Origin of the sequence: Chryseobacterium sp. PTM-20240506 (genome assembly GCF_048296755.1) — a bacterium.
GTDB lineage: Bacteria > Bacteroidota > Bacteroidia > Flavobacteriales > Weeksellaceae > Chryseobacterium > Chryseobacterium proteolyticum.
This window is the reverse complement of sequence record NZ_CP182581.1, coordinates 2,242,177-2,265,414: the sequence shown is the minus strand read 5'-3', so window position 1 is coordinate 2,265,414 and position 23,238 is coordinate 2,242,177. Positions and strand designations below refer to the sequence as shown.

General features: G+C 35.3%; 23 protein-coding genes. 20 read left to right on the top strand and 3 right to left on the bottom strand.

The genetic code is table 11. From position 1 onward, the window contains the following. Positions 1-104 precede the first annotated feature (104 nt). From aceB to ACNFU2_RS10015, 8 genes are all read left to right on the top strand, one after another. A complete protein-coding gene (gene aceB / locus ACNFU2_RS10050; RefSeq protein WP_273649246.1) occupies positions 105-1,679 on the top strand; it encodes a malate synthase A in 1,575 nt (524 codons plus the stop codon). Between the two features lie 197 nt (positions 1,680-1,876). Further along, positions 1,877-3,157 carry an isocitrate lyase gene (gene aceA / locus ACNFU2_RS10045; protein ID WP_273649244.1) on the top strand — a complete coding sequence of 427 codons (1,281 nt, stop codon included), beginning with the start codon at positions 1,877-1,879 and terminating at the stop codon, positions 3,155-3,157. A 196-nt stretch (positions 3,158-3,353) separates the two neighbouring features. After that, a complete protein-coding gene (locus ACNFU2_RS10040) occupies positions 3,354-3,929 on the top strand; it encodes an OmpH family outer membrane protein (RefSeq protein WP_172280229.1) in 576 nt (191 codons plus the stop codon). 149 nt (positions 3,930-4,078) lie between these two features. Beyond that, positions 4,079-4,462, top strand: a complete 384-nt coding sequence (locus ACNFU2_RS10035; protein WP_273649242.1) for an acyl-CoA thioesterase — start codon at positions 4,079-4,081, stop codon at positions 4,460-4,462. A gap of 72 nt (positions 4,463-4,534) precedes the next feature. Beyond that, positions 4,535-4,981, top strand: coding sequence for a 6-pyruvoyl trahydropterin synthase family protein (locus ACNFU2_RS10030; RefSeq protein ID WP_172280225.1), 447 nt, complete (start codon positions 4,535-4,537; stop codon positions 4,979-4,981). Positions 4,982-5,006: 25 nt separating this feature from the next. Continuing rightward, on the top strand, positions 5,007-5,798 hold the full coding sequence (locus ACNFU2_RS10025) for a UDP-2,3-diacylglucosamine diphosphatase (protein ID WP_273649239.1): 792 nt from the start codon (positions 5,007-5,009) through the stop codon (positions 5,796-5,798). A gap of 173 nt (positions 5,799-5,971) precedes the next feature. Further along, positions 5,972-6,961 carry an acyl transferase gene (locus ACNFU2_RS10020; RefSeq protein ID WP_273649237.1) on the top strand — a complete coding sequence of 330 codons (990 nt, stop codon included), beginning with the start codon at positions 5,972-5,974 and terminating at the stop codon, positions 6,959-6,961. A 95-nt stretch (positions 6,962-7,056) separates the two neighbouring features. Further along, positions 7,057-7,602 carry a hypothetical protein gene (locus ACNFU2_RS10015; RefSeq protein WP_273649235.1) on the top strand — a complete coding sequence of 182 codons (546 nt, stop codon included), beginning with the start codon at positions 7,057-7,059 and terminating at the stop codon, positions 7,600-7,602. Positions 7,603-7,635: 33 nt separating this feature from the next. Here the strand turns inward: ACNFU2_RS10015 and aqpZ are convergent, their stop codons facing one another. After that, positions 7,636-8,352 (bottom strand): aquaporin Z, encoded by a 717-nt coding sequence (gene aqpZ / locus ACNFU2_RS10010; RefSeq protein WP_273651061.1) that lies wholly within the window; start codon positions 8,350-8,352, stop codon positions 7,636-7,638. A 219-nt stretch (positions 8,353-8,571) separates the two neighbouring features. On the opposite strand from aqpZ, the gene ACNFU2_RS10005 reads away from it, so the two are divergent. The 12 genes from ACNFU2_RS10005 (at position 8,572) to ACNFU2_RS09950 (ending at position 21,667) form a co-directional block, all read left to right on the top strand. Further along, complete coding sequence (locus ACNFU2_RS10005; RefSeq protein ID WP_273649233.1) at positions 8,572-9,192, top strand: DUF5715 family protein; 621 nt, start codon at positions 8,572-8,574, stop codon at positions 9,190-9,192. 157 nt (positions 9,193-9,349) lie between these two features. Then, positions 9,350-10,078, top strand: a complete 729-nt coding sequence (locus ACNFU2_RS10000) for a hypothetical protein (RefSeq protein ID WP_273649231.1) — start codon at positions 9,350-9,352, stop codon at positions 10,076-10,078. An 8-nt stretch (positions 10,079-10,086) separates the two neighbouring features. Beyond that, entirely contained in the window at positions 10,087-10,710 is a 624-nt protein-coding gene (locus tag ACNFU2_RS09995; RefSeq protein WP_345992163.1) for a hypothetical protein, read from the top strand. Between the two features lie 65 nt (positions 10,711-10,775). After that, on the top strand, positions 10,776-11,474 hold the full coding sequence (locus ACNFU2_RS09990; protein ID WP_273649227.1) for a sensor histidine kinase: 699 nt from the start codon (positions 10,776-10,778) through the stop codon (positions 11,472-11,474). Beyond that, positions 11,458-12,135, top strand: coding sequence for a response regulator transcription factor (locus ACNFU2_RS09985; protein WP_273649225.1), 678 nt, complete (start codon positions 11,458-11,460; stop codon positions 12,133-12,135). The genes ACNFU2_RS09990 and ACNFU2_RS09985 overlap by 17 nt, the downstream gene beginning before the upstream one ends. Positions 12,136-12,288: 153 nt before the next feature. Then, positions 12,289-13,605 (top strand): T6SS phospholipase effector Tle1-like catalytic domain-containing protein, encoded by a 1,317-nt coding sequence (locus tag ACNFU2_RS09980; protein ID WP_273649224.1) that lies wholly within the window; start codon positions 12,289-12,291, stop codon positions 13,603-13,605. Between the two features lie 159 nt (positions 13,606-13,764). Beyond that, a complete protein-coding gene (locus ACNFU2_RS09975; protein ID WP_273649222.1) occupies positions 13,765-15,705 on the top strand; it encodes an ABC-F family ATP-binding cassette domain-containing protein in 1,941 nt (646 codons plus the stop codon). Positions 15,706-15,786: 81 nt separating this feature from the next. After that, the gene (locus tag ACNFU2_RS09970; protein WP_172280208.1) at positions 15,787-16,143 is read left to right on the top strand and encodes a hypothetical protein; all 357 of its coding nucleotides are present in this window, start codon (positions 15,787-15,789) and stop codon (positions 16,141-16,143) included. A gap of 231 nt (positions 16,144-16,374) precedes the next feature. Next, positions 16,375-18,759 (top strand): TonB-dependent receptor, encoded by a 2,385-nt coding sequence (locus ACNFU2_RS09965; protein ID WP_418124783.1) that lies wholly within the window; start codon positions 16,375-16,377, stop codon positions 18,757-18,759. A gap of 47 nt (positions 18,760-18,806) precedes the next feature. Continuing rightward, positions 18,807-19,397, top strand: coding sequence for a hypothetical protein (locus ACNFU2_RS09960; RefSeq protein WP_273649218.1), 591 nt, complete (start codon positions 18,807-18,809; stop codon positions 19,395-19,397). Between the two features lie 137 nt (positions 19,398-19,534). After that, the gene (locus ACNFU2_RS09955) at positions 19,535-20,869 is read left to right on the top strand and encodes a trigger factor (protein WP_172280203.1); all 1,335 of its coding nucleotides are present in this window, start codon (positions 19,535-19,537) and stop codon (positions 20,867-20,869) included. A 111-nt stretch (positions 20,870-20,980) separates the two neighbouring features. Beyond that, complete coding sequence (locus ACNFU2_RS09950) at positions 20,981-21,667, top strand: hypothetical protein (RefSeq protein WP_172280201.1); 687 nt, start codon at positions 20,981-20,983, stop codon at positions 21,665-21,667. A 60-nt stretch (positions 21,668-21,727) separates the two neighbouring features. Here ACNFU2_RS09950 and ACNFU2_RS09945 read toward each other — a convergent pair whose 3' ends face one another. After that, the gene (locus ACNFU2_RS09945; RefSeq protein ID WP_172280199.1) at positions 21,728-22,312 is read right to left on the bottom strand and encodes a DUF3109 family protein; all 585 of its coding nucleotides are present in this window, start codon (positions 22,310-22,312) and stop codon (positions 21,728-21,730) included. Between the two features lie 7 nt (positions 22,313-22,319). Further along, positions 22,320-23,225 carry a DUF6427 family protein gene (locus ACNFU2_RS09940; protein ID WP_172280198.1) on the bottom strand — a complete coding sequence of 302 codons (906 nt, stop codon included), beginning with the start codon at positions 23,223-23,225 and terminating at the stop codon, positions 22,320-22,322. Positions 23,226-23,238 lie beyond the last annotated feature (13 nt).

Here is a 23,238-nt window from a genome sequence, read left to right as displayed (position 1 = left end):
TGCGATTATTCGCATAATAATTTTTAAAAATAATTAGCGAACGTTCGCTAATTGTGAAAATTTTTATTTATGTTTGTAATATCAAATCACAAAATCAATGAGTTATGGAAACAACCACCCAATTAAGAATAAAGGCTCAAAGCCAGTTTGAAGAGATTTTCAATCCCGAATTGATAGAGTTTCTGATTGAACTTCACCAGAACTTTAATGCTAAAAGGCTTGATCTTTTAGAAGAAAGAAAAGAAACTCAGCTTGATTTTGATCGCAGAAATCTTCCCAGGTTTTTACCTCAGACAGAAGAAATAAGAAATGGAGATTGGGTATGTTCGCCATTGCCTGAAGATTTACTTGACCGGAGAGTTGAAATTACGGGTCCGGTAGATCGTAAAATGATCATTAATGCGCTTAATTCTGGAGCATCCACATTTATGGCAGATTTCGAGGACAGCAATGCTCCTAAATGGAAAAACTGCATGGAAGGGCAGATTAATCTTTCAGATGCTATTAACAGAAGTATAGATTTTACAACCCGAGAAGGGAAAGCATATCAATTGCAGGAAAAGACCGCCGTATTACTAGTTCGTCCAAGAGGATTACATCTTCATGAAAAGCATATTGAGATCAACGGTGAAGAGGCTTCCGGTTCATTGGTTGATTTTGGGATTTATTTTTTTAGGAATGCACAAAAACTTCTTGAAAAGGGGAGTGGTCCTTACTTTTATCTTCCCAAACTGGAACACTATAAAGAAGCCAGATGGTGGAATGAAGTTTTTGATTTTGCCCAGAATTATCTTCAGATTCCACGAGGTACGATTAAGGCTACGGTTTTAATAGAGACGATCACCGCATCGTTTCAGATCGATGAAATTTTATATGAGCTAAAAGAACACAGCGCAGGATTGAACTGCGGACGATGGGATTATATTTTCTCATTTATTAAAAAATTCAGAAACCTTCCTGAATTTATAATACCGGATCGTGATCAGGTAACCATGACCTCTCCGTTTATGACTGCCTATTCCAAAAGGGTGATTGAAATTTGCCACAAACGAAATGTGCATGCCATCGGAGGAATGGCTGCTCAGATTCCTATAAAAAATGATGATCAGGCGAATCATATTGCCTTTGAAAAAGTAAAAGCAGATAAGGAGCGTGAAGTAAAAAATGGGCATGATGGCACCTGGGTAGCCCATCCTGCTTTGGTTTCTTTGGCTAAAGATATTTTTGACGAATATATGCCTTCAAAAAACCAAATTGACAAGAAAGTGGATTATCAAATCAAGGAAAGTGATCTGCTGGAAATTCCTAAGGGAGAGATTAGTGAAAGAGGTGTTCGTAAAAATATTAATGTAGGAATTCTTTATCTCGAAAGTTGGTTGATGGGTATAGGTGCAGCGGCTATTTATAATCTTATGGAGGATGCAGCTACCGCAGAAATTTCACGGACACAGATCTGGCAATGGCTGAAGAATGAGGCTGTTTTAATTGATGACCGGATTCTTACCAGAGAAATGGTTCTTCAGTGGGAAAGAGAAGAGATGGATACCATTGAAAAATATGTAGGTGAAGAGCGCTTTAAAAACGGGAAATTTAATCTGGCTAAAGAGCTTTTTAACGAATTGATCTTCTCAGAAAAATTTGAAGAATTCCTCACTTTGAAAGCGTATCCTTTTATTTAACGTATAAGAGCGTTGGGGAAAAGAAAAGTTGTGGGTAAGAATCCGATATAGTTTTTCGAGTTGGTTTTTGAAATCATTGAATCTATGAGCGATATGTTCTTTTTGGTCAAGCTGATGGAATTCCAATGATAAACCTGTAGAACTCGTATTCCGAATTTTATAAAAATAATTTATAACTAAATACAAATCAAAATATTATGAAAACGAAACAAGAAAAAATTCAGGCTTTAGAGCAGGATTGGCTGAACAATCCACGTTGGAAGGGAGTACAAAGACCTTATACAGCTGAAGAGGTTTTAAAGCTCAGAGGATCTTATACGATCGATTACACGATCGCCACTGAAATGTCTAAAAAATTCTGGGAGAAGCTTACGACTCAGGATTTTGTAGCCGGATTGGGCGCATTAACAGGAAATCAGGCAGTACAGGAAGTAGATGCCGGGTTGGAGGCTATTTACCTTTCGGGCTGGCAGGTGGCTGCTGATGCGAATTTATCAGGAGAAATGTATCCTGATCAATCTTTGTATCCAGCGAACTCCGTTCCTTCTGTAGTTAAGAAAATCAATAATGCTCTGTTAAGGGCGGATCAGATCCAGTCTGTAAACGGAGGTGGCGATAAAGAATACCTTGTTCCTATTATTGCTGATGCAGAGGCTGGATTTGGAGGTAATCTGAATGCGTTTGAACTGATGAAACAGATGATCGAGGCCGGAGCAGCAGCGGTTCATTTTGAAGACCAGCTGTCTTCTGCAAAGAAATGCGGACATTTGGGAGGTAAGGTATTGGTACCTACTCAGGAAGCCATCAATAAATTAGTAGCTGCCCGTTTAGCTGCCGATGTAGCAGGGGTTCCGAGTGTCATTATTGCAAGAACAGATGCTGATGCCGCAGACCTTCTGACTTCAGATATTGATGACAGAGATAAGAAATTTGTGACCGGAGAGAGGACTTCAGAAGGATTTTATGTAGTGAAAAACGGAGTAGAACAAGGAATCGACCGTGGTTTATCATATGCGCCTTATGCTGATCTGATCTGGATGGAAACGTCTAATCCTGATCTGGAACAGGCAAGAAGATTTGCTGAGGGAATCCATGCCAGATTTCCTGGAAAAATGTTAGCGTATAACTGTTCACCTTCATTCAATTGGGCTGCCAAATTAAGTGTTGAGGAAATGACTACTTTCCGTGAGGAGCTTGCCAAAATGGGATATAAATTCCAGTTTATCACGTTGGCTGGTTTCCATGCACTCAATACAGCAATGTTTGAGCTGGCATTAGCGTATAAAGAAAAAGGAATGGCTGGATATTCCGAGTTACAGGAACGTGAGTTTGCTTTACAGCAAAAAGGGTTCAGGGCCGTGAAACACCAGTCTTTTGTAGGAACCGGATATTTTGATGAGATTCAGAATGTGGTAACAGGTGGTTCTTCAGCAACTGTCGCCATGAAAGACTCTACTGAAATAGCACAGTTTCATTAAGAAGTAAGTTTTTTCCACATTATACATATTGTTTGAAATCCTTCTCCATGTTGGGAAGGATTTTTGCGATGAAGAAATTAAATATTCTCAGGTTTGCAGGCTTTTGGACGGGAATAAAGGTTTAAAAAACTAATGAAAATTTGTATTATATTTGAAAACTAAAAAAATAGTGTTTTTTAAACAATTTAATAAAAAAATGAAGTTAATTAAGGTACTTTTTATTGCAGCAGGACTTACGCTAACGGCTAACGCTGCTCACGCCCAACAGAAGATTGGCCATGTAAACTCTGATGATATTTTTGCAAGTATGTCTGAAGTGAAAACGGTAACCTCTACTATTGATAACCTGACTAAAACCAAGCAGGCTGAAATTGAGAAGTTGATCACAGAATATCAAACCAGACTTAAGGCAGCTCAAGATAAAGAGAAGACATTGAGTGAAGCCAATAAAGAGGCTGTTACCAAAGAGCTGATGGCTGCACAAACAGAATTACAGACATTAGGTAAAAAGATAGAAGATGCCAGAGGTCAGGCGGCGAAGGAGGTTTCTGCTAAACAGACCGAGTTATTTACTCCTGTACAGCAAAAAATCCAAAATGCGATTTCTGCTGTAGCAAAAGAAAGAAATCTGAGCTATGTATTCGATACTTCATCCGCGCAGGGAGCCAACAATCTGGTATATACAGACGGAAGCGAGGATATTACACCGGCTGTAAAAACCAAACTGGGAGCTACTGCAACAGCCACTAAACCCGCTGCAAAAACTAAGTAAAAACTTTTAAGTTATAATATAAAAGCAGAATCGGATTTATTCGATTCTGCTTTTTTTGATCAAATTAAAATAATAAAACAGGAAAGGTATTTCCTGTTTTAGCAGATTTTATTTTTTATGCCTTATTTTTGGATAAATTTTGAAGAGAGATGAGTCTAGTGTATGAAAAGCAGATCAAGGTAACAGAAGAAAATATAGATCAGAATAAGCATGTCAATAATGTACAATATGTGAGTTGGGTAGAGGAAATTGCAACCGAACATTGGGATTCTGTAAAGCATTTAACTGAATACCCCGAAGATATATGGATGCTGCTTGATCATCATATCCAATACAAAAAGCAAGTCTATCTGAATGATGTTATTACTGTAAAAACATATCCTAAAAATCCTGAAGGAATCAGGCAACCCAGAAAGGTTGAATTTTATTGTAATGGAGAGCTTGTGGTAGATTCATTAACACTTTGGGTTCTTATTGATTCTAAAACACAAAGGATTCAAAGGCTGAAAAGTGATTGGCTGGAGAAGATTTAAATATCACCGTTCATTTGATTGTACTCCTTGGCATGTGGCCCATACTCAGCCCAAATTCCTTATCTTTGCATCATGATACGTATTACAAAAATTTTTACATTCGAAACAGCACATGTGCTATATAATTACGATGGAAAGTGTAAAAATATGCATGGACATTCCTATAAGCTGTTTGTAACAGTGAAAGGAAAGCCTATTAATGATTTGGAAAACCCTAAAAATGGGATGGTAGTGGATTTTGGTGATATTAAAAGTATCGTAAAATCTGAAATTGTAGATGTTTGGGATCATGCAGTATTGATCAACGGATTATCGCCGCATAAGGAACTGGGTGAAGATCTTGAAGAAAGAGGGCATAAAGTAATCTATTGTAATTTCCAGCCTACATGCGAAAATATGCTGTATGCTATCGCTGCTAAAATAAAATCTAAGCTTCCTGCTGAGGTTTCTTTAGCTTATCTTAAACTTCATGAAACTGAAAACTCTTACGGAGAATGGTTTGCAGAAGATAATGTATAATTGTATTCAATAAAAAACTCAACCGGTGCTAAAGACAACCATCAATTTACAACCTGGAAAAAAAGTATATTTTGCATCCGACCAGCATTTTGGCGCTCCTGATCCTAAACAAAGCAAGGTTCGTGAGGAGAAGTTTATACGCTGGATGGATGAGATAAAGGAAGATGCTCAGGTTTTATTTTTAATGGGTGACCTTTTTGACTTCTGGCATGAATGGAAATATGTTATTCCCAAAGGATACGTTCGTGTATTAGGAAAAATTGCTGAACTGAAGGATCGTGGGATTCATGTTTATTTCTTTGTGGGAAATCATGATTTATGGATGAAAGATTATCTGGAAGAGGAAATCGGATGTACTGTATTCTATAAGAGGCAATATTTTGAAATGGGTGGCAAGCAGTTCCTTCTTGCTCATGGAGATGGTTTGGGTCCGGGGGATAAAGGATATAAAAGAATGAAAAAGCTATTCACCAATCCTATTGCACAATGGGCTTTTAAATGGCTTCATCCGGATATTGCCATGAAGATTGCGTTATATCTTTCCCAGAAAAATAAAATGATTTCCGGTGAAGAGGATAAAGCATTTTTAGGAGAGGATAAAGAGTTTCTGATCATCTATTCAAAAGAAAAATTGAAAACAGAGAAAATTGATTATTTCATTTATGGACATCGTCATCTTCCTATGGTTTTAGAGCTCGAACATAAAGCTAAATACATCAATCTCGGAGATTGGATTTCTTACTTTACCTACGGGGTCTTTGAAAAAGATTTTGAATTAAAAACTTTTGACGATAAGGCAAAAAAAAATTACCTCTAAAAGAGGTAATCTTCGAATGAATAAATTCACTCTGTTTTTAATCCATATTCCGAAAATAGTATTGCAAGAATTTGACCAAAAATTTCAATTTATATTAAAAAAATATTAAAAAAGAATGTTGTAAGGATAACCGGTTAAAAATGAGATCAAAAGAATGTTAAAAATTTAGAAAATTGGAAAATATATTCAACATACGAACTGAACAGGATTTTTTAAATGCTTCTTTAAAAACATTTCGCTATCAATATGAAAATGTTGATGTATACAGGAAATTTGTAGATTACCTGAAAATTGATCCTGACACTGTTGACACAGTGACAAAAATTCCATTTTTACCCATTGAGATGTTTAAAAATCATCAGATCCTCGATAAAAGAGTAGTCGCTGATCTGTATTTTCAAAGCTCCGGAACCACGCAGATGAATTTGTCAAAACATTTCATTGCTAATGAAAATCTGTATAGGGAAAGTATTTATAAGAGTTTTGAACAGTTTATCGGAAAACCTGAGGATTTTATATTTCTTGGCCTTCTTCCGAGCTACCTGGAAAAGAAAAATTCTTCTCTGATTTATATGGTGGATTACTTAATGAATGTTTCTGCCCAGTCTGAAAACGGATATTTTTTATACAATCATGCTGATTTATTTGAACTTTTAAAAATTCTGAAGGGTAAAAAAGTAATTCTTTTCGGGGTTTCTTTTGCGCTTTTAGATTTTCTGGATTTTTGTGCCTCCCAAAAAGGTGATGAGCCGATTGGTTTTTCTAAAAATCTTATAATAATTGAGACAGGAGGAATGAAGGGGCGTAAAGAAGAAATGACAAAGGATGAACTGTTGGTGATTTTACAAAAAGGTTTTAACACCAATGCCATATATTCCGAGTATTCTATGACAGAACTTTTATCACAGGCGTACTCTTTAGGAAATAACGAGTATGAATGTCCGAAATGGATGCGGGTGCTGGTGAGAAATGCTGAAGATCCTTTAACCTATGAAAAAGAAGGAAGAACAGGTGCTGTGAATATTATCGATTTGGCGAATTTTCATTCCTGCTCCTTTATTGCGACTCAGGATCTGGGTAAGATGCTTCCGAAAAATAAATTTCAGATCCTCGGAAGGATAGATCATTCAGATATCAGGGGATGCAGTTTATTGGTGAGCTGAGGTATGCGTAATGTGCAAGCCTTAGATTTCATCTCAAAGTTTCCAGAGCTTACCCTCTGAAATCTCTCGTTCCCAACCTTATGCCCAAAAGAAATATGCTAAAAATTGAAGAACTTGTTCATGCATTCATTCATTCTCATTGTGACTTTGAGAAAGAACTTGTTTTAACCAATCATTTTCATTCAGATTGGGAAGCTGATATTCTGATTATTGATGCTATGGGGTTAAGTCATGAAATAGAGATTAAACTCTCTAAAAGTGATTTTAAGAATGATTTCAAAAAATCTTATCAGAATGCATCTACAGGAGAAAAATTTTTAAAACACGACAAAATCTCATGTGGTGATTATGTTTGTAACGCATTTAGCTTTCTCCTTCCTATGGGAATGGTCGATCATGAACAGATTCCGGAACATTGTGGGCTTATTGAGTTTTATCATAATGAGGATACATGGGAAACGGAATTTTATCACATTAAAAAACCGGTACAGGTACATATGGATTCTTACTGGAAGCTTAATGATAAAGACCTTTTTATCCGGAAAATGGCTTTGAATTTACTTCAGAAAAAAATGGAAGTTAAAGGAAAACATGAAGAACTGATTTTTAAAAACCCGTTCGATATTAAAAAAAGAAAATAAAAATCCTGTCAGATCGACAGGATTTTTTTATGATTAAGCAGCGACCTCATTGTCTGACCGCTGAAGTAAAAACTTATAAATTATCCCACCGGCAACTCCACCAAGGATAGGTGCTACCCAGAATAACCATAATTGGGACATGGCAGCTCCTCCTACAAATAATGCCTGAGACAAAGATCTTGCAGGATTTACAGAAGTATTTGTAATTGGGATGGAAATCAGATGGATCAGGGTTAAAGCAAGACCAATAGCGATTCCTGCAAACTTCCCGTTAGCCCATTTATCCGTTGCGCCCATAATAACGATAAGGAAGAAAGCTGTTAACAGAAATTCTGCTAAGAAAGCTGCCCCCATTGAATAGCTTCTGTTGTTATAACCTGGCATATCATAGAAATTCGTTGCAAAGGCTCCGGGCCCTTCGGCGCTGAAAGCTCCGGCTCCATTCAGTATAATGCAAAGACATCCTGCTGCTGCAATTGCTCCGAGACATTGTGCGACAACATATGAAATCAGATCCTTGAAAGAAAATCTTCCTCCGGCTAAAAGGCCGAAAGTAACTGCAGGATTAAAATGTCCACCTGATATATGACCTACAGCGTATGCCATGGTAAGCACTGTAAGACCAAATGCTAAAGCAACACCTAAAAGACCTATACCGATATCGGGAACTCCGGCGGCAAAGACTGCGCTACCGCAACCGCCAAAAACAAGCCAAAATGTGCCGAAAAATTCAGCAAAAAGTTTTTTTATCATAATGTTTATTTTTATATTGAAACCAAATTTATAGTTTAAATTTCAGATTTTCAAATTAATTTTTAAAAAGAATTAAATTAATTTGATTAACAAGTGTGAATATGATAATGTAATATGAAATTTATTGAAGTATATATTTTAAATATACATCTCTTATGGTTGAACTACATTGCATAAATGTTTATTTTTCATTTTTTTAATTAAAAAAAACGGCGAATGAAAAAAATTCTTTGTTTGATTTTTGGATGTTTTATAGGATGTTTTCATTATGGGCAATCTTCAAAAAAAATAGGGATCTGTTACGATCTTGCAGAGGTTTTAAAGGTAGAGCCGACTCCGCTTTATAAGCCACATCTCGATGCTTCAAGGAGCTTTGGTGTAAAGTTATTAACAAATAGTAAAACGGTTCAGAAATACATCAACAGTGGAAAATTTCATAAAATAAAAAAGTCAGGAAAAGGTTATCGGGTTCAAAAACTGGATTATAGTAGGCCGTATATGGTTTCCAAGGCAAAAACAACACTCGAGAAAATGGGAGCCAGGTTCAGTAAAGAAACAAAAGGACATACTTTTACGGTTTCATCCATGACAAGAACGCTTGAGGATCAATGCAGGCTAAGACGAGTAAACTCCAATGCTTCCCTCGGAATCAGCTCCCACAACTATGGTAACTCTTTTGATATCTCCTATATACGGTTTAATGATGTCCTGAAGTATAATCCTAAAATGGAAATTGCCCTTGAAAAGGTGTTGAAATTTTATGCGAATGCCGGGAGGATTTATTACATCAAAGAAAAACAACAGAGCTGTTACCATATTACAGTGAGGAACTATTAAGTCTGCTTGAAAAGAAACAATAGCACTTCCTTTGGAAAGGCCTTTGAATAGGCTATTCTTATGTATTTAAAAATATTAATAAATCTTCAATTATAGATGGGATATTTGCATAGGTAGTTTAGTTTACATAATTTTATGGCACTAAAACCATGTAAATATGATAATTTTCAACAGAGAAGAGTATGCCGCTGCAATCGCCGCATGGGATACCAGTTCTAAAGATTACTCAACGATAAAAAAACTTATTCCCCCCAATTATGTTTTTACCCTTTCCTTTGATCAGATTGATTGGTTAAAAAAGAACAACAAATGTGATGATTTTTGTTCTGAAATAGGGGTTTACAAAAATCAGCTTGTACTGATCCTTTGCCCTCTTGATGTCAACGGACAAAAAATTGCTGTTAATGAATATCCATACAGTATTCTTGCAGAACTTACATCGAATCTTACTTTAGTAGAAACCAAAGAATATACATTAGTAAAAAACGCCGTTCTTTCTAAGGAACTTCAGCAGGTAGATAAAACAGCGGATATGTATTTACCGGTAGCTAATATGCCGATAATGGAGCAGGATAAAGCTGTTGCTGCTATTGAGCTCTGGAGAGATGAAGGATCTACCTGGTTTTACAGGGAATGTGATGAATTCAAAGGAGCAAGGATTTTTAAGAGATTCTATGTACCTGTTGAAGATTTGTGTCCATCCAAAGAAGGATTGAGCTACATCATATGCTCTTTCGGAATTAAATTTTCTGAAATTTATCAGAGACCATTGGTAACACTCATCTTTATTTCATTTTATAAAGATCTGCAAAATACAGGAAGTGTAGAAGTTATTTCCAATACCTACGACTGGTCCAGACCATGTCCTCCAATTTGTCAATTATAGAACAATAAATGCATAGCTATTTTATTACTACGTGGGGTATCACTAATTTTTTACTTCTTGTTTCCCTTATTTTTGGGATAGCAAAGTATTCCGTTCTTAAAAAGGAAGAAAAACAATATGTTTTTTATATCGGATTTCTTTTTTTCATTGAAGCGGCCACTAATTTTTTAACGGTTGTTCTGCATTACAAGGACACTTCATTTTTGTACCCTATTTATATAGCTGGCGAATTTTTCCTTTTGACAAGTTTATTCATTAGAAAGCTGGGAATATCTAAATACGGATGGATTCCGGTAGCGGTTCTTTCTCTCGGTTTTTTACTGATGAATAAAACGTTTAAGATTTACTTTAATGATGATGTTGTAAAAGTAACTTCCAACATCATCATTATTTGCTTTGCAGGATCTACTTTACTGCAACAAATTAAAAATAATAAAGCCATCAACAGGTTTATCCTGGTAGATGCCTGTATTTTTTTCTATTACTCTGTTTCGGTCTTTATTTTTATCATTCAACATCAGATAGCCACCTTGTCAGAAGATGATTATTATACAATTTTAGGAACCAATAATATACTGTCAAGCATTTTGTATGGTTCATTTATATACACTTTTATCAAATTAAAGAAATAACCTTACATATTGATTTTTTAATACTTATAATTGTTACCATAGCAATTATCGTAGTATTTATTTTGTTGGCATACAAAACTTTTGTCGACCGGATCATCAAAGAAAAGAATGTGCAGCATGAAGCTGAAGTCCTTCATCAGAAAAAGCTTGTACTGGAAAATATTAAGGCCCAGGAGGAAGAAAGGAAAAGGATTGCCGTGATGATTCATGATGATATGGGAAACAGACTCAATATTCTCTCTTTGTGGCTTAATAATCTCGATACAAAAGGCGATGAACTGATCAAAAAGAACATCAACGGGCAAATGTCTGCCCTTATCGATTCAGCAAGGACAATATCTCATTCACTCTATCCGGTGAATCTGGAATCGGTGGGACTTGTCTTATACATCGAAGAACTGATTGCAAATCTGTCCAACAGGGTTAATATTTCATTACATGTGGCATCTCATTATAAAAAGAAAGATATATTTATTGAGGTTCAGCTTTACCGGATTATACAGGAGTTTACGACCAATGTTATCAAGCATTCAGAAGCCACGAAGATTTGGATTTATCTTAAAGATTATTCGAAAATTACAGCACTCGTGGTTTCAGATAACGGACAAGGATTTGATTATAACCTGGTAAAAAAAGGGATGGGCATCAAAAATATTGAATCCAGGATCAAATCCATTAATGCCATCCATAAGTGGAAGAATGTACCGGGTAAAAGAAGTCGTCTAATTATTAAAATTCCATGCAACAATGAATTCCAAGATTAAAATAGCACTGATAGATGATGAACAGTTAATTCTCGAGGGAATAAAGTTACTGTTATCAAACGAGCAGAATATTTCCGTGACCCTTACTTCAGATAACGGTCCCGATTTTATAAATAATTTAGAAAGTCTTGCGGAGAATAGTTTTCCGGATATTGCCCTCGTGGATGTGCAGATGCAACCTATGAACGGCTTTGAGTTGGTGGGAATTCTTAAAGAGAAATATCCAGATCTTAAGATTATTATTCTTTCCTCTCATTATAAAAGTTCCATTTTGGGGTATATGGTAAAACTGGGCGTGTCTGCTTTCCTTCCGAAGAATTCCAATAAAAAAACATTTATTGAGGCCATTACCATGGTACATAAAAACGGAGTTTATTTTACGGCAGAAGATCATCAAATGCTTTTTTCATATATGAATTCTTCCAGTAAAAAGAAATCCTTATTTGAAATGGAAGATGAACTTTCCGAGCGTGAAAAAGATGTTGTAAAACTCATCTGCCAGGAGTTTACCAATAATGAAATTGCGGAAAAACTTTTTATAAGCCCTAGAACAGTGGAAAGCCACCGCCAAAGAGTCCTTGAAAAGATCGGAGCTAAAAATACAGTTGGTATTGTGATCTATGCCATCATCAATCATATTTATTCAATAGAAAAAATATGATTCCGTAGAAATACGGAATTTTTTATTTGGTAGCTTTTACTCTACTATTCCATTTTTTTTCACGGTTAATTTGAAATGTTTATCCTGCTGAAAGCTAAAATTTTTAAGGCTTACTGTTAAATGTGCAGAGGGTAAATGTTTAAAATTGTTATTATGGAGAATACTATAATATCCGTCGGAATTTTTTTTGATGGGGCAGGAAGTAACGGACTCAATGCAACTTCAGATAAAAAAACATTGACGGATCACATAAGTTATCACGCTTTGCCAACCAACATATATAAACTTTTTAAAGTATTCGACGGGAATGAAAAATTATATGTAGAAGGAATAGGAACAATAACAGGCTCCGAAGACAGTGATTTTGCAAAGGCTACCTGTAAAAATCCTATAGGATGTTCCGGCTATTCTTCAGACGATAAACTTCGGAGAGCATATGCTTTTATTGAAGATAAAATGAGAGACACAACCAAAGAATATCAGTTTTATGTTTATGGATTTGGAAGAGGAGGTATGCTGGCGAGGAATTTTTGCTATGAACTGTTAAAGCGGGGGTCTTCAATTTCAGGGCATATAAAAATAAAGTTCCTTGGAGTGTTCGATACTGTAGAATCAGCTCCATTTAACCAATACCACGTAAAGTTATCGCAAGGAGTGGAAAATGCCCTTCACTTATGTGCGATGAACGAGTGCCGGTATTTTTTTCCGCTGACCGGTTTTTTTGAGAACTCCCGTACTATGAATGATTCCGAATTTATGACTGACAAATGCGTCTGGAAAGAAATTTTTGTTCCGGGTGTTCATGCGGATGTTGGTGGAGGGTATCTTAATAGCTCACAATCGGTATATATTTCAGGAAATTATTTTGAGGTTTCAGATGTTAATGATTATGTTTCTCATGTAAAAGAGACAGCCAAAGACACAGAAGAAAATAAAATATGGGATATACCTTTAAGGAATCACCGGATCGATGAGGGGGATATCCTGTCCCAGGCATATGTTGAAAAAGAAATGGTATATAATGATCTTTCAAAAGTGTACGGGAGTTTAATGCTCATGCAGACAAATTCCGTGGCTCCGGTTTTTATCACTGACTTTAGTGAAAGTGATTTTACATTAGATCCGGAACATTTTTATTTGGAAACCCTTTATAATGAGCTGGAAAAATACGCAGTTAATCTTAAATCATGCCAGAAACCTTTATATGATTATGAAAAGCTTGCATGCTATATTCATATTTCAGCCAATTTCGGTTTGTATAAAAAAGGGCAACTTCAAAAATCACAAGCTTTAATGTATAAGGAGATCATAAACAGTGGGCTGAATGTTCCGTTTAAATCCTTAGATAATAACTTTCATTCTGCTCTCCGGACCGAAATGTTTTTTCCGGAAGATATGGTCATTACAGATTTTGCTTATGAAAGTAATATTCCAAACAATGATGATTGGATACGGTCTATTATTTATTAAGTAAACCGATAAATCAGATGTTCGCCCTTTTTTACTTGAAACTTATATAATAAAGTGCCGCATGCAGGAGGCTTTTTTTATTTCTGGTCTATTCATTTCTTTTTCCGTATTTTTGCACCCGAAAAATATTCAGTATTAATTCTTAAATTATATCATTAAATGCTTTCGGTTCAAGGTCTAGGGTTACATCATTCGGGAAACTATTTGTTTCAAAATGTGAATTTCACAATTAAAAAGGATGATAAAGTTGGTTTAGTAGGTAAAAATGGAGCTGGGAAATCCACTTTATTGAAAATGCTTTCCGGAGAAATTACATTCTACGAAGGAAATGTAGTCCCTGATGGAAATATCACCATTGGTTTCTTAAAGCAGGATCTGGATTTTGTGAAAGGAAGAACTGTTTGGGATGAAACCATGCAGGCTTTTGAACAGATCAATGCCTGGAAAAATGAACTTGAGGAGGTGAATCATCAGATGACGGTAAGAACAGATTATGAAAGTGATTCTTATACGGATTTGATCAACAGAATGACTGAGTTAAACGACCTCTTAATGCACCACGATGCTTACAATCTGGAAGGCGATATGGAAAAAGTATTATTCGGGTTAGGCTTTAAAGCAGATGATTTTAAGAAAATTACGGATGAGTTTTCCGGAGGATGGAGAATGAGAATAGAGCTGGCAAAACTGCTTCTTCAAAAGAATGATGTAATGCTTCTCGATGAGCCTACCAACCACCTTGATATGGAATCCATCATCTGGCTTGAAAACTTTCTTAAAGATTATCCTGGAGCGATTGTACTGGTGAGTCACGATAAACAGTTTATGACTTCTGTTTGTAATAGAACTTTTGATATTAATAACAGAAAGGTTGATGATTATAAGGCAAATTATACCAAGTATCTTGAACTCAGAAAAGACAGAAAAGAAAAGCTGATTCAGGCTAAAAAGAATCAGGATGCAGAAATAAAACACACCGAGGACCTGATCAATAAATTCCGTGCAAGTGCTTCCAAAGCCGCATTTGCCCAGTCGTTGATTAAAAAGCTTGAGAAAGTAGAACGTATCGAGGTGGAAAATGAAGATGTTTCCAAATTCAATATTCGTTTTGTACAATCGGTTGTTCCCGGGAAAGTTAATTTTGAAGCTGTAAATCTTGGAAAAGCTTATGGAAATAAGCAAATATTCGATAACGTAGACTTTATGGTCCAACGTGGAGACAGGATTGCTCTTTTAGGGCAAAATGGACAGGGTAAAACAACTTTGGCAAAAATTCTTGCAGGAGAAATCAAAGATTACACAGGAACCTGGAATTTAGGACATAATGTAAATATCGGATACTTCGCCCAAAACCAGGAAGAAGTATTAACACCGGATAAAACGGTTCTGGAAGAAGCGGAAGATGCTGCTACGGAAGAAACCAGACCTAGAGTAAGAGATTTGCTGGGATCATTCTTATTTCAGGGGGAAGCTGTTACCAAGAAAACCAAAGTATTGTCGGGGGGAGAAAGAAACCGTCTGGCATTATGTAAATTGTTATTGCGTCCGTTCAATACCTTGATTATGGACGAACCGACCAACCACCTTGACATCCAGTCTAAGGAGATCATCAAGCTGGCACTGCAAAAGTTTGAAGGAACATTGATCGTAATCTCTCACGACAGGGAGTTCCTGCAGGGTCTTTGTGATAAGATCTTTGAATTCCGTGATGGGAAAATGAAAGAATTTCTGGGAGATATCAACGAATATCTGGAGTACAGACAAAAAGAATCCATCAGGGAAATTTCTGCGGAAAAGGCAAAGCTTCATAATGATGATGTAAAAGAAGAGGCAAAGCCAAAAGTTGAAACACCTGAAAAAACTGAAGCAGTATCTCAGCCAAAATCAGGATTTGTAAGTAAGGAGCAAAAAAATATCCAGAACAAAATAAAGAAAGTAGAAGAAAGGATTTCTGAATTGGAAACTCAATCTGAAGAAATGGAAGCCTCTTTTGCAAAAGAAAACCCTTCAGAAGAGAGCCTGGAAAAATATAATAAAGTAAAAGCAGACCTGGAGCTGGCTTTACAGGAGTGGGAACATTTAGCATCTCAACTCGAGTAAACCTCGAAATATGATCAGGTGTTTTAATTGAGGTTATTATTTTTATTGAATAATTACAATTATTATTGTTATTTTTGGTGCATGATTTTTAAGGAAACCAGACAATTAAAGAATTTTATCTCCAGACTTTTGTTTGGGATCTATTTTCTTGCTCTGTTTTCTCAAAGCTTTCACCACCATGATGTAGTGGATAACTTTAGAAATTTTAACCTCAAAAAATCTGAAAATACCGTTACAAAAAATGTAGCGAAAGAGAAGGTAGGCGATTGTTTAGCTTGTCATTTCCTGGCTACTGGTCATACTTTGGTACCCGAAGAATTTAATTTTTCTTTCGATGGGTATACACAAGAGGTAAAGCAGGTTATTACCATTCAGGAGATCATTTGGTCTCAAACCAAATTTACTTTTCAGCTTCGGGGACCACCCGCAATTTCATAAATTCATAGATCTTTATCGGATTTGTCTTATATCTGAGACTTCAATGTATGCCTGACAAGAAAAACATCAGGTAGGTATTATGAGGTACGATAGAAATAAGACTAAATGTATTGGAGAATTATCATTACATCAATACATTTTACTTCGTACAATTTAGAATTGTATAAAAAATAAAGCAACAAACTTTTACGAAAAAATGTACTTTTTAAGTACGCAATCTATCTATTTACAATGAAATTGATATATAGCTTATTACTGATCTTTTGCGGATTGGTATTAACAAACGCACAAAAAACTTATACTGTCGAAGGCACCGTTCAGGATTTTCATGATAAAAGCATGCTTGAAAATGCAGTCGTGAAAATAGGAGACTTTACGGCTAAAACGGATAAAAAGGGTAAGTTTTTATTCAGCAAAATTCCTTCGGGATCTTATAATCTCATTGCAAAGCATCCTGATTGCCATGATTATACTGAAAATATAGGAGTGGATCAGGATCTTCATTTAACCATCGTCCTGGAACATCATATTCAGGATATTGAGACGGTGACTATTCATGGAAACCATAAATCAAACGGATCTTTGATTATTAAGACCATTGATAAATCTGAAATAGAAAAAAATTCCACTGATAACTTAGGGAATTTACTATCCAAGATTTCAGGTGTTAATGCTTTGAAGACGGGAAATAATATTTCGAAACCCATTATTCACGGATTATATGGAAGCCGTATAGCTATTATGAATAATGGAGTAAAGCTAGCGGAACAAGAATGGGGAGTAGAGCATGCTCCTAATGTGGATATTAATAATTTCCAGCATATAGACGTGATCAAAGGGGCGTCTGCTCTGAAATATGGGAGTGATGCAATCGGAGGAGTTATAGTTATGGAACCTGAAATTTTCCCTAAAAAAGACACGCTAAAAGGTTCTGTGAATCTTTCAGGTATTTCAAACGGGAAAGGTCTTGGGTTAGATGTAAATGTTGCCAAGATCTGGAAAAACGGATGGGCGGTAAAATCCGGAGGATCCATTAAAAAATTAGGTGATCAGCATACTCCTGATTATAACTTAATGAATACCGGGATGGATTTTTCATCATTTAATTTTACAGTTCAGAAGAATAGCTATGAACAGGGAATTTCTTTTGATTATTATCTTACTAATCAGAATATTGGGATTTACAGAGGTTCGCATGTTGGAAATAATAATGATTTTTATAATGCGATGACGTTGAATATTCCTGTATATACGGGAAATTTCAGTTATGATATTGATAACCCACGACAGGTTATAGAACATCATATTGCCAAAGTTTCTGCTTTTAAAAGATTTGAAAATATTGGGAAGGTATCTGCAAGTTATAGCTTTCAATACAACCATAGGCAAGAATATGATATAAGAAGGGGAGATTTAAAAGATATTCCCTCTTTGGATCTGGCATTGATGACTCATCAGTTTAATGTGAACGATTTATTAGAAAGAGAAAAATGGTCGTTGGAAACTGGAATTGACGCAAGTTTTCAGAACAATTATTCAGATCCGGCCACAAAAGCAAGACGTCTGATCCCTAATTATGACAAATATTCTGCGGGCGTTTACTCTGTTTTTAAATACAAAATTTCAGATGAATTGAATGCAGAGGGAGGTGTAAGATATGACTTTAACCGATATGATGTAACAAAATGGTATGACAAAAGTGATTGGGATAAATTATATAAAGCGACTTATCCTCAGTTTTATGTGAAAACAGATAAAAACAGAGTCTTAACACGTCCGAAACTTAATTATGAAAATATTTCTTTTAATGCCGGACTGGAATATCATCCTAGCTCAAATTTTAATCTGAAATTTAATTATGCTAAAGTAGGAAGAACACCTAATATTGCTGAATTATTTTCCGATGGGTTGCATCATTCTGCAGCGGTAATAGAAATTGGAGATATGGGCTTGAAAAATGAACAGGGACATCAATTTAATTTAGTTGCTGATGCTAAATTTAATGTACTGAAGGGATTAAACATATCAGTAAACCCTTATTTTTTCATAACTAAAAATTACATTAATGAAATTCCTACCGGGGTTCAGAATACGATAAGAGGTGTTTTTCCTGTATGGTCTTATCAACAGATTGATGCCAAAATGTATGGTGTAGATGTGGATGTCAACTGGAAACTTACAGAAAATCTTACCTATATAGGAAGAGGAAGTTATGTTAATGGGCAGGACGATTCAAATAACGAACCACTAATCCTGATGATGCCTCCTAATTTTTCCAATGCCTTACAGTTTAAAATGGAAAAATGGAATCAATTCTATTTCAGCCTTGAAAATCAAACCTTTTTAAAGCAAAATAGATTTCCTATTCATAATGCTCCCATTACTATTTTTGAAAATGGTGTAGAAGTAGAAAAGATAGTAGATTTCAGCACTCCCCCGAGCGGATATTCACTTTGGAATATTCAGACTGGTATTAATATCAGCAAAAACATTTCTGCAGGACTTATCGTTAATAACCTATTCAACGTTTCATACAGAGATTATCTTAATCGTATGAGATTTTTTGCAGATGAAGCAGGAAGAAATTTTATACTTAATGTTAGATATCGTTTCTAATATTTTACCATTACAAATCAAGATTTTAAAAATTTAAATTAAAAAAAATGAACAAATTATTTAACACTAAAAATATTATCAAACTAATAGGTATTTTATTCATCGCAGTTTCTATCGTATCTTGTCAAAGAGATAACTCAGCGGAAGAAGATGATCTGCCTCAGGAAGATCTTACTAATATTATTTTATTGGTAAAAGATGTTGCCACACAGGTAACTTTACCTTACAATTATAGTGTAGGTGCCGGAGGGGCACAGTCGATAAAATTAGAGAACGGGAAGACATATGAAGTAGAAGTGCAGTTCAAGAATGGTAATGAAGATGCAACCCAGGAAATTAAAGATGCAAAAGATGAACATTTTTTAGTGTACAATTTCCCTAATTCTGATCTTACACTAACCAGAACCGATGATGCAAGTTCTACAAGAGGTGATGGAAAACATGTAGGACTTAAAACAAAATGGGTAGTGACCAAGGCCGTAAAAAATGCATCAGCACAAAGCCAGCTTATTCTTACTCTGTATCACGAACCAGCCACCGTTTCCGAAGCTTCTTCAGTAAGTGGAAACGGAATAGTGTATGGAGCTCAAACAGGAGGAGAAACCGATGCTCAGGCTACTTATACGATTATAAATTAAAAAAACAGCAAATAGATAAAACCACTGAAAAATTCAGTGGTTTTTTATTTATAAATATTTGATGCCGAAGAATTTATCTTTAATAGTTTATTTTGATAAAAATTTCATATTTTTGCAACCTAAAATTTTAATCAATAATGAAGGTTACCGCACAAAACCATGATGACGTAAGTGCATTACTTACTGTAACATTGGAAAAATCTGACTACAAAGACAAAGTAGAGAAGCAGTTGATTAATTATGCTAAAAATGCGCAAGTTCCTGGTTTCAGAAAAGGAAAAGTGCCTTTAAGTATGGTTAGAAAACAATATGAAGCAGGTATTGCATTCGAAGAGATCAACAAACAAGTTTCTGATGCTTTAAATAACTATGTAAACGAAAACAAGTTAAGATTAGTTGGCCAGCCTGTACCTCAACCTGTAAATGATTTCAATCATAATGCAGATCAACTTGAAGTTGCTTTTGAAGTAGGATACGAGCCTGAATTCACTATAGATTTAGCTAAATATGAAGCGCCTCACTATAAAGTAGAAGCTTCTGATAAAGAAATCACAAAAAGCATTGAAAACATGCAGAAGCGTTTCGCTGAGCAGGTTCCTCAAGATAAGATCACTAAGGATTCTTATGTTGCTTTAGAGGTTTCTCAGGTTGTAGAAGAAGATGCTGAAGGAGAACACCACCACCATCCGAAAAATGTTACTATTACAGCTGAAAACAAAGAAGCTTTCAAATTAGTTAAAGCTTTAAAAATGGACGGTTCTGTAAAAGTTTCTAAAGAAACATTGGCAGGTGATGAAGAATTAGCTAAAGAATTAGGGTTTACTAAAGAAGAAGTTGAGCATTTACACCACGCTGAAGTTGAAGTTAAAGTAAAAGATTTCTATAGCCTGAACTTAGCAGAACTTAATCAGGATCTTTTTGATAAAGTATACGGAGAAGGAAACATCAAGTCTGAAGAAGAGCTTAAAAATAAAGTTAAGGCTGAATTAGATGAGTATTTCCAGCAAAATGCTGATGTTCACTTTGTGAATAAAGTATTGGAACAAATTACAGAAAAAGAAGAAGTAAAACTTCCTGAAAATTTCCTTGTAAAATGGTTACTATTCTCTAACCAGAATATCCAGACTGAAGAGCAGGCAAAAGAAATCCTTGAATCTGAGAAAAAACAATTAAGCTATCAGATCATCGAAGGTAAATTGATGAATGATAACGATATTAAATTGGATTATGCTGATGTTCTTGCACAAGCTGAACAATTAGTAAGAAACCAATTGGCGATCTACGGAATTCACCATTTAGGAGATGAAGAAATTCAAAAGTATGCTGTTGAAATGTTGAAAGACCAGGAGCAGGTAAGACAGATTTCTTCTGAAGTAGCTATGACTAAATTGAAAGATGTAATTCTTGAAAAGGCAAGCAAAAAAGAAACTGCAATTTCGCATGACGAGTTTTTAGAAGAACTTAAAAAATAATTTATTTTTAAATAAATATTTTAAAACCACCAATTTTGGTGGTTTTTTGTTGTAAAAAACATAGATTTTATATCGGGCAATATTCCTATATTTACGTAATAAATAAATTATATGAAAAAGATAATCATTCCGTTTTTCTGTGCAGTGCTTTTTTCCACTTCAGTAGCAGCACAGCAAAAAACAACCGCTGCTAAAACAGAAGCAGTAAAATCGAAACTGACACCTAAAGAAGTAATAGATAATTATCTTAAAGCTTTGGGGGGAAGAGATAAATTAGAAGCTATAAAAACAACCGTTATAGAAAATACCGTTACTGTACAAGGGATGGAAATTGCTATGACGACTAAAAAGATGGGAAATAAATTCAAGTCCGTACAAAGCGTAATGGGGCAACAAATGACTCAGGTTTTCGATGGCGAAAAAGGAACTTTTGACCAGATGGGACAAAAAATGGATATTCCTGCGGATAAAATTGCTGACCTTAAAAAAAGCAAAACAGTTGATGCATTGGGATATGATCCTGCTTCTTTCCAATCCGTAAATGTAGAGAAGATAGATGGTAAAGATTATAATGTGCTAACTTCAGATAAAGGAAAATACTTCTTTGATGCAACTACAGGATTGTTATACAAGTCCGAATCAAAAGAAGGTACAGCGATTGTAAAAGATTACATGACTGTAGACGGATTGAAGTTCCCTGGAGAAGTAGATGCCGAAGGAAATGGACAGAAGGTAGTTATTAAAACCACTAAAATTGTTCTGAATTCCGGTGTTACGGACGCTGATTTTAAATTATAATAAGGTAAAACCTACAGCTTATAAAAAATAAAAACCGCAAAATCTGCGGTTTTTATTTTTTTAATTTCCATATTCTTTTTTCCATTCTTCAGCAGCTTCACTTAGAACGGTATAGAATTCATCACCGTATTTCCTGATAAGGGGTGTTTTCAGGAATTTATAAACAGGAACCTGCAATTCTCTTCCCAATGTACATGCATCGCTGCACACAGACCATTCATGGTAATTTAAAGCAGTAAAAGAAGAGTATTCCGTAATTCGTATTGGATACAGATGACACGAAATCGGCTTTTGCCAGTCAATAGCACCGTCTTCATACGCTTTTTCAATTCCGCATTTTGTAATACCTTTTTCATCGAATGTTACATAGGCACACTCGCGGTCTTCTACCATGGGCGTTACATACATTCCGTCAGAGGGATCGGTTGTCCATGTTCCCTGTTCTTCAAGAGCTTTTACACCTTCTTTCGTCAGATAAGGTTTGATTTTATCAAAGATATTATCTAAAATTTCAAGCTCGTTTTTATCTAAAGGAGCTCCAACATCTCCCTCCACACAACATGCTCCCTTACATTTGGTAAGGTTGCAAACAAACTCCTCGGAAAATATTTCCTCGGAGATTAATTTATCGTCTATCTGAATCATAATCTTTTTAAAATAAATTAAAATACGTACCTATTTTAAAGGTAACCAAACTCAAAATAATCAGCCAAAGGCTGACTTCCTGCATCCAGTATTTGGGCAAAAAACGCATCATCCGGCTCAGTATGATACTGGAAGGAAATGCGAGGAGCAGTAAATATTCATAGCTCTTATTCATATACAGGATAATAGTAACCAGCTGAGCTAAAGAGAAAACCAATAGGAAGGTATATTTATATCTGCTTATCGGGCTTTTTTTGTTGTAATTTTTAAAGTGATCATATACCGCATAGATCAGCATTAATGCAACCGGGATTAAAGGGATAATTCCTCTGTAATCTGTAATCAGTTTCATCTTTCCAAATGGGAAATAATCAAGGTTCCAGGTGGTAAAGTCCATAAAGAACATGACAGAAAAATAACTGAACACGATCAGGATAATTCCAAGTAAAAATCTGAATATATTTAAACTTATTTTTTCAGAGGTTGCAATAACGTGTATAACTACAAAAACGGCCATTGGCCATGTAGTAGGTAAAAAAATAAAATTCAATGCAACGATGGCACCTACCAGGACATATGATTTTTTCCGGGTATCTTCATTAGCGCTCGTCAGAAGAAGCAAAAGAAAGGAATTAGTAAGTAATGATACGGCAATTCCGATATCAAGATTTCCCGGATAGAGCCCGAAAATGAAAAATGAATATAAAAATAAGGGAAGATGAGTCTGGTGATTAAGTGCAATACTGTGAAAACAGAAATATCCCAAAGCAATTCCCAGAAATGTTATTCCGGCAACAATTGCTTCATAAGTATTGAAATTCAGGATGTTAAATATTATTACTATTAAAAGAAGAAAACCAATATAAACAGGAATTGAAAAAATATTGCTTTCTTTTGAAAGTAATTTAAACATTTTTTATAAATTT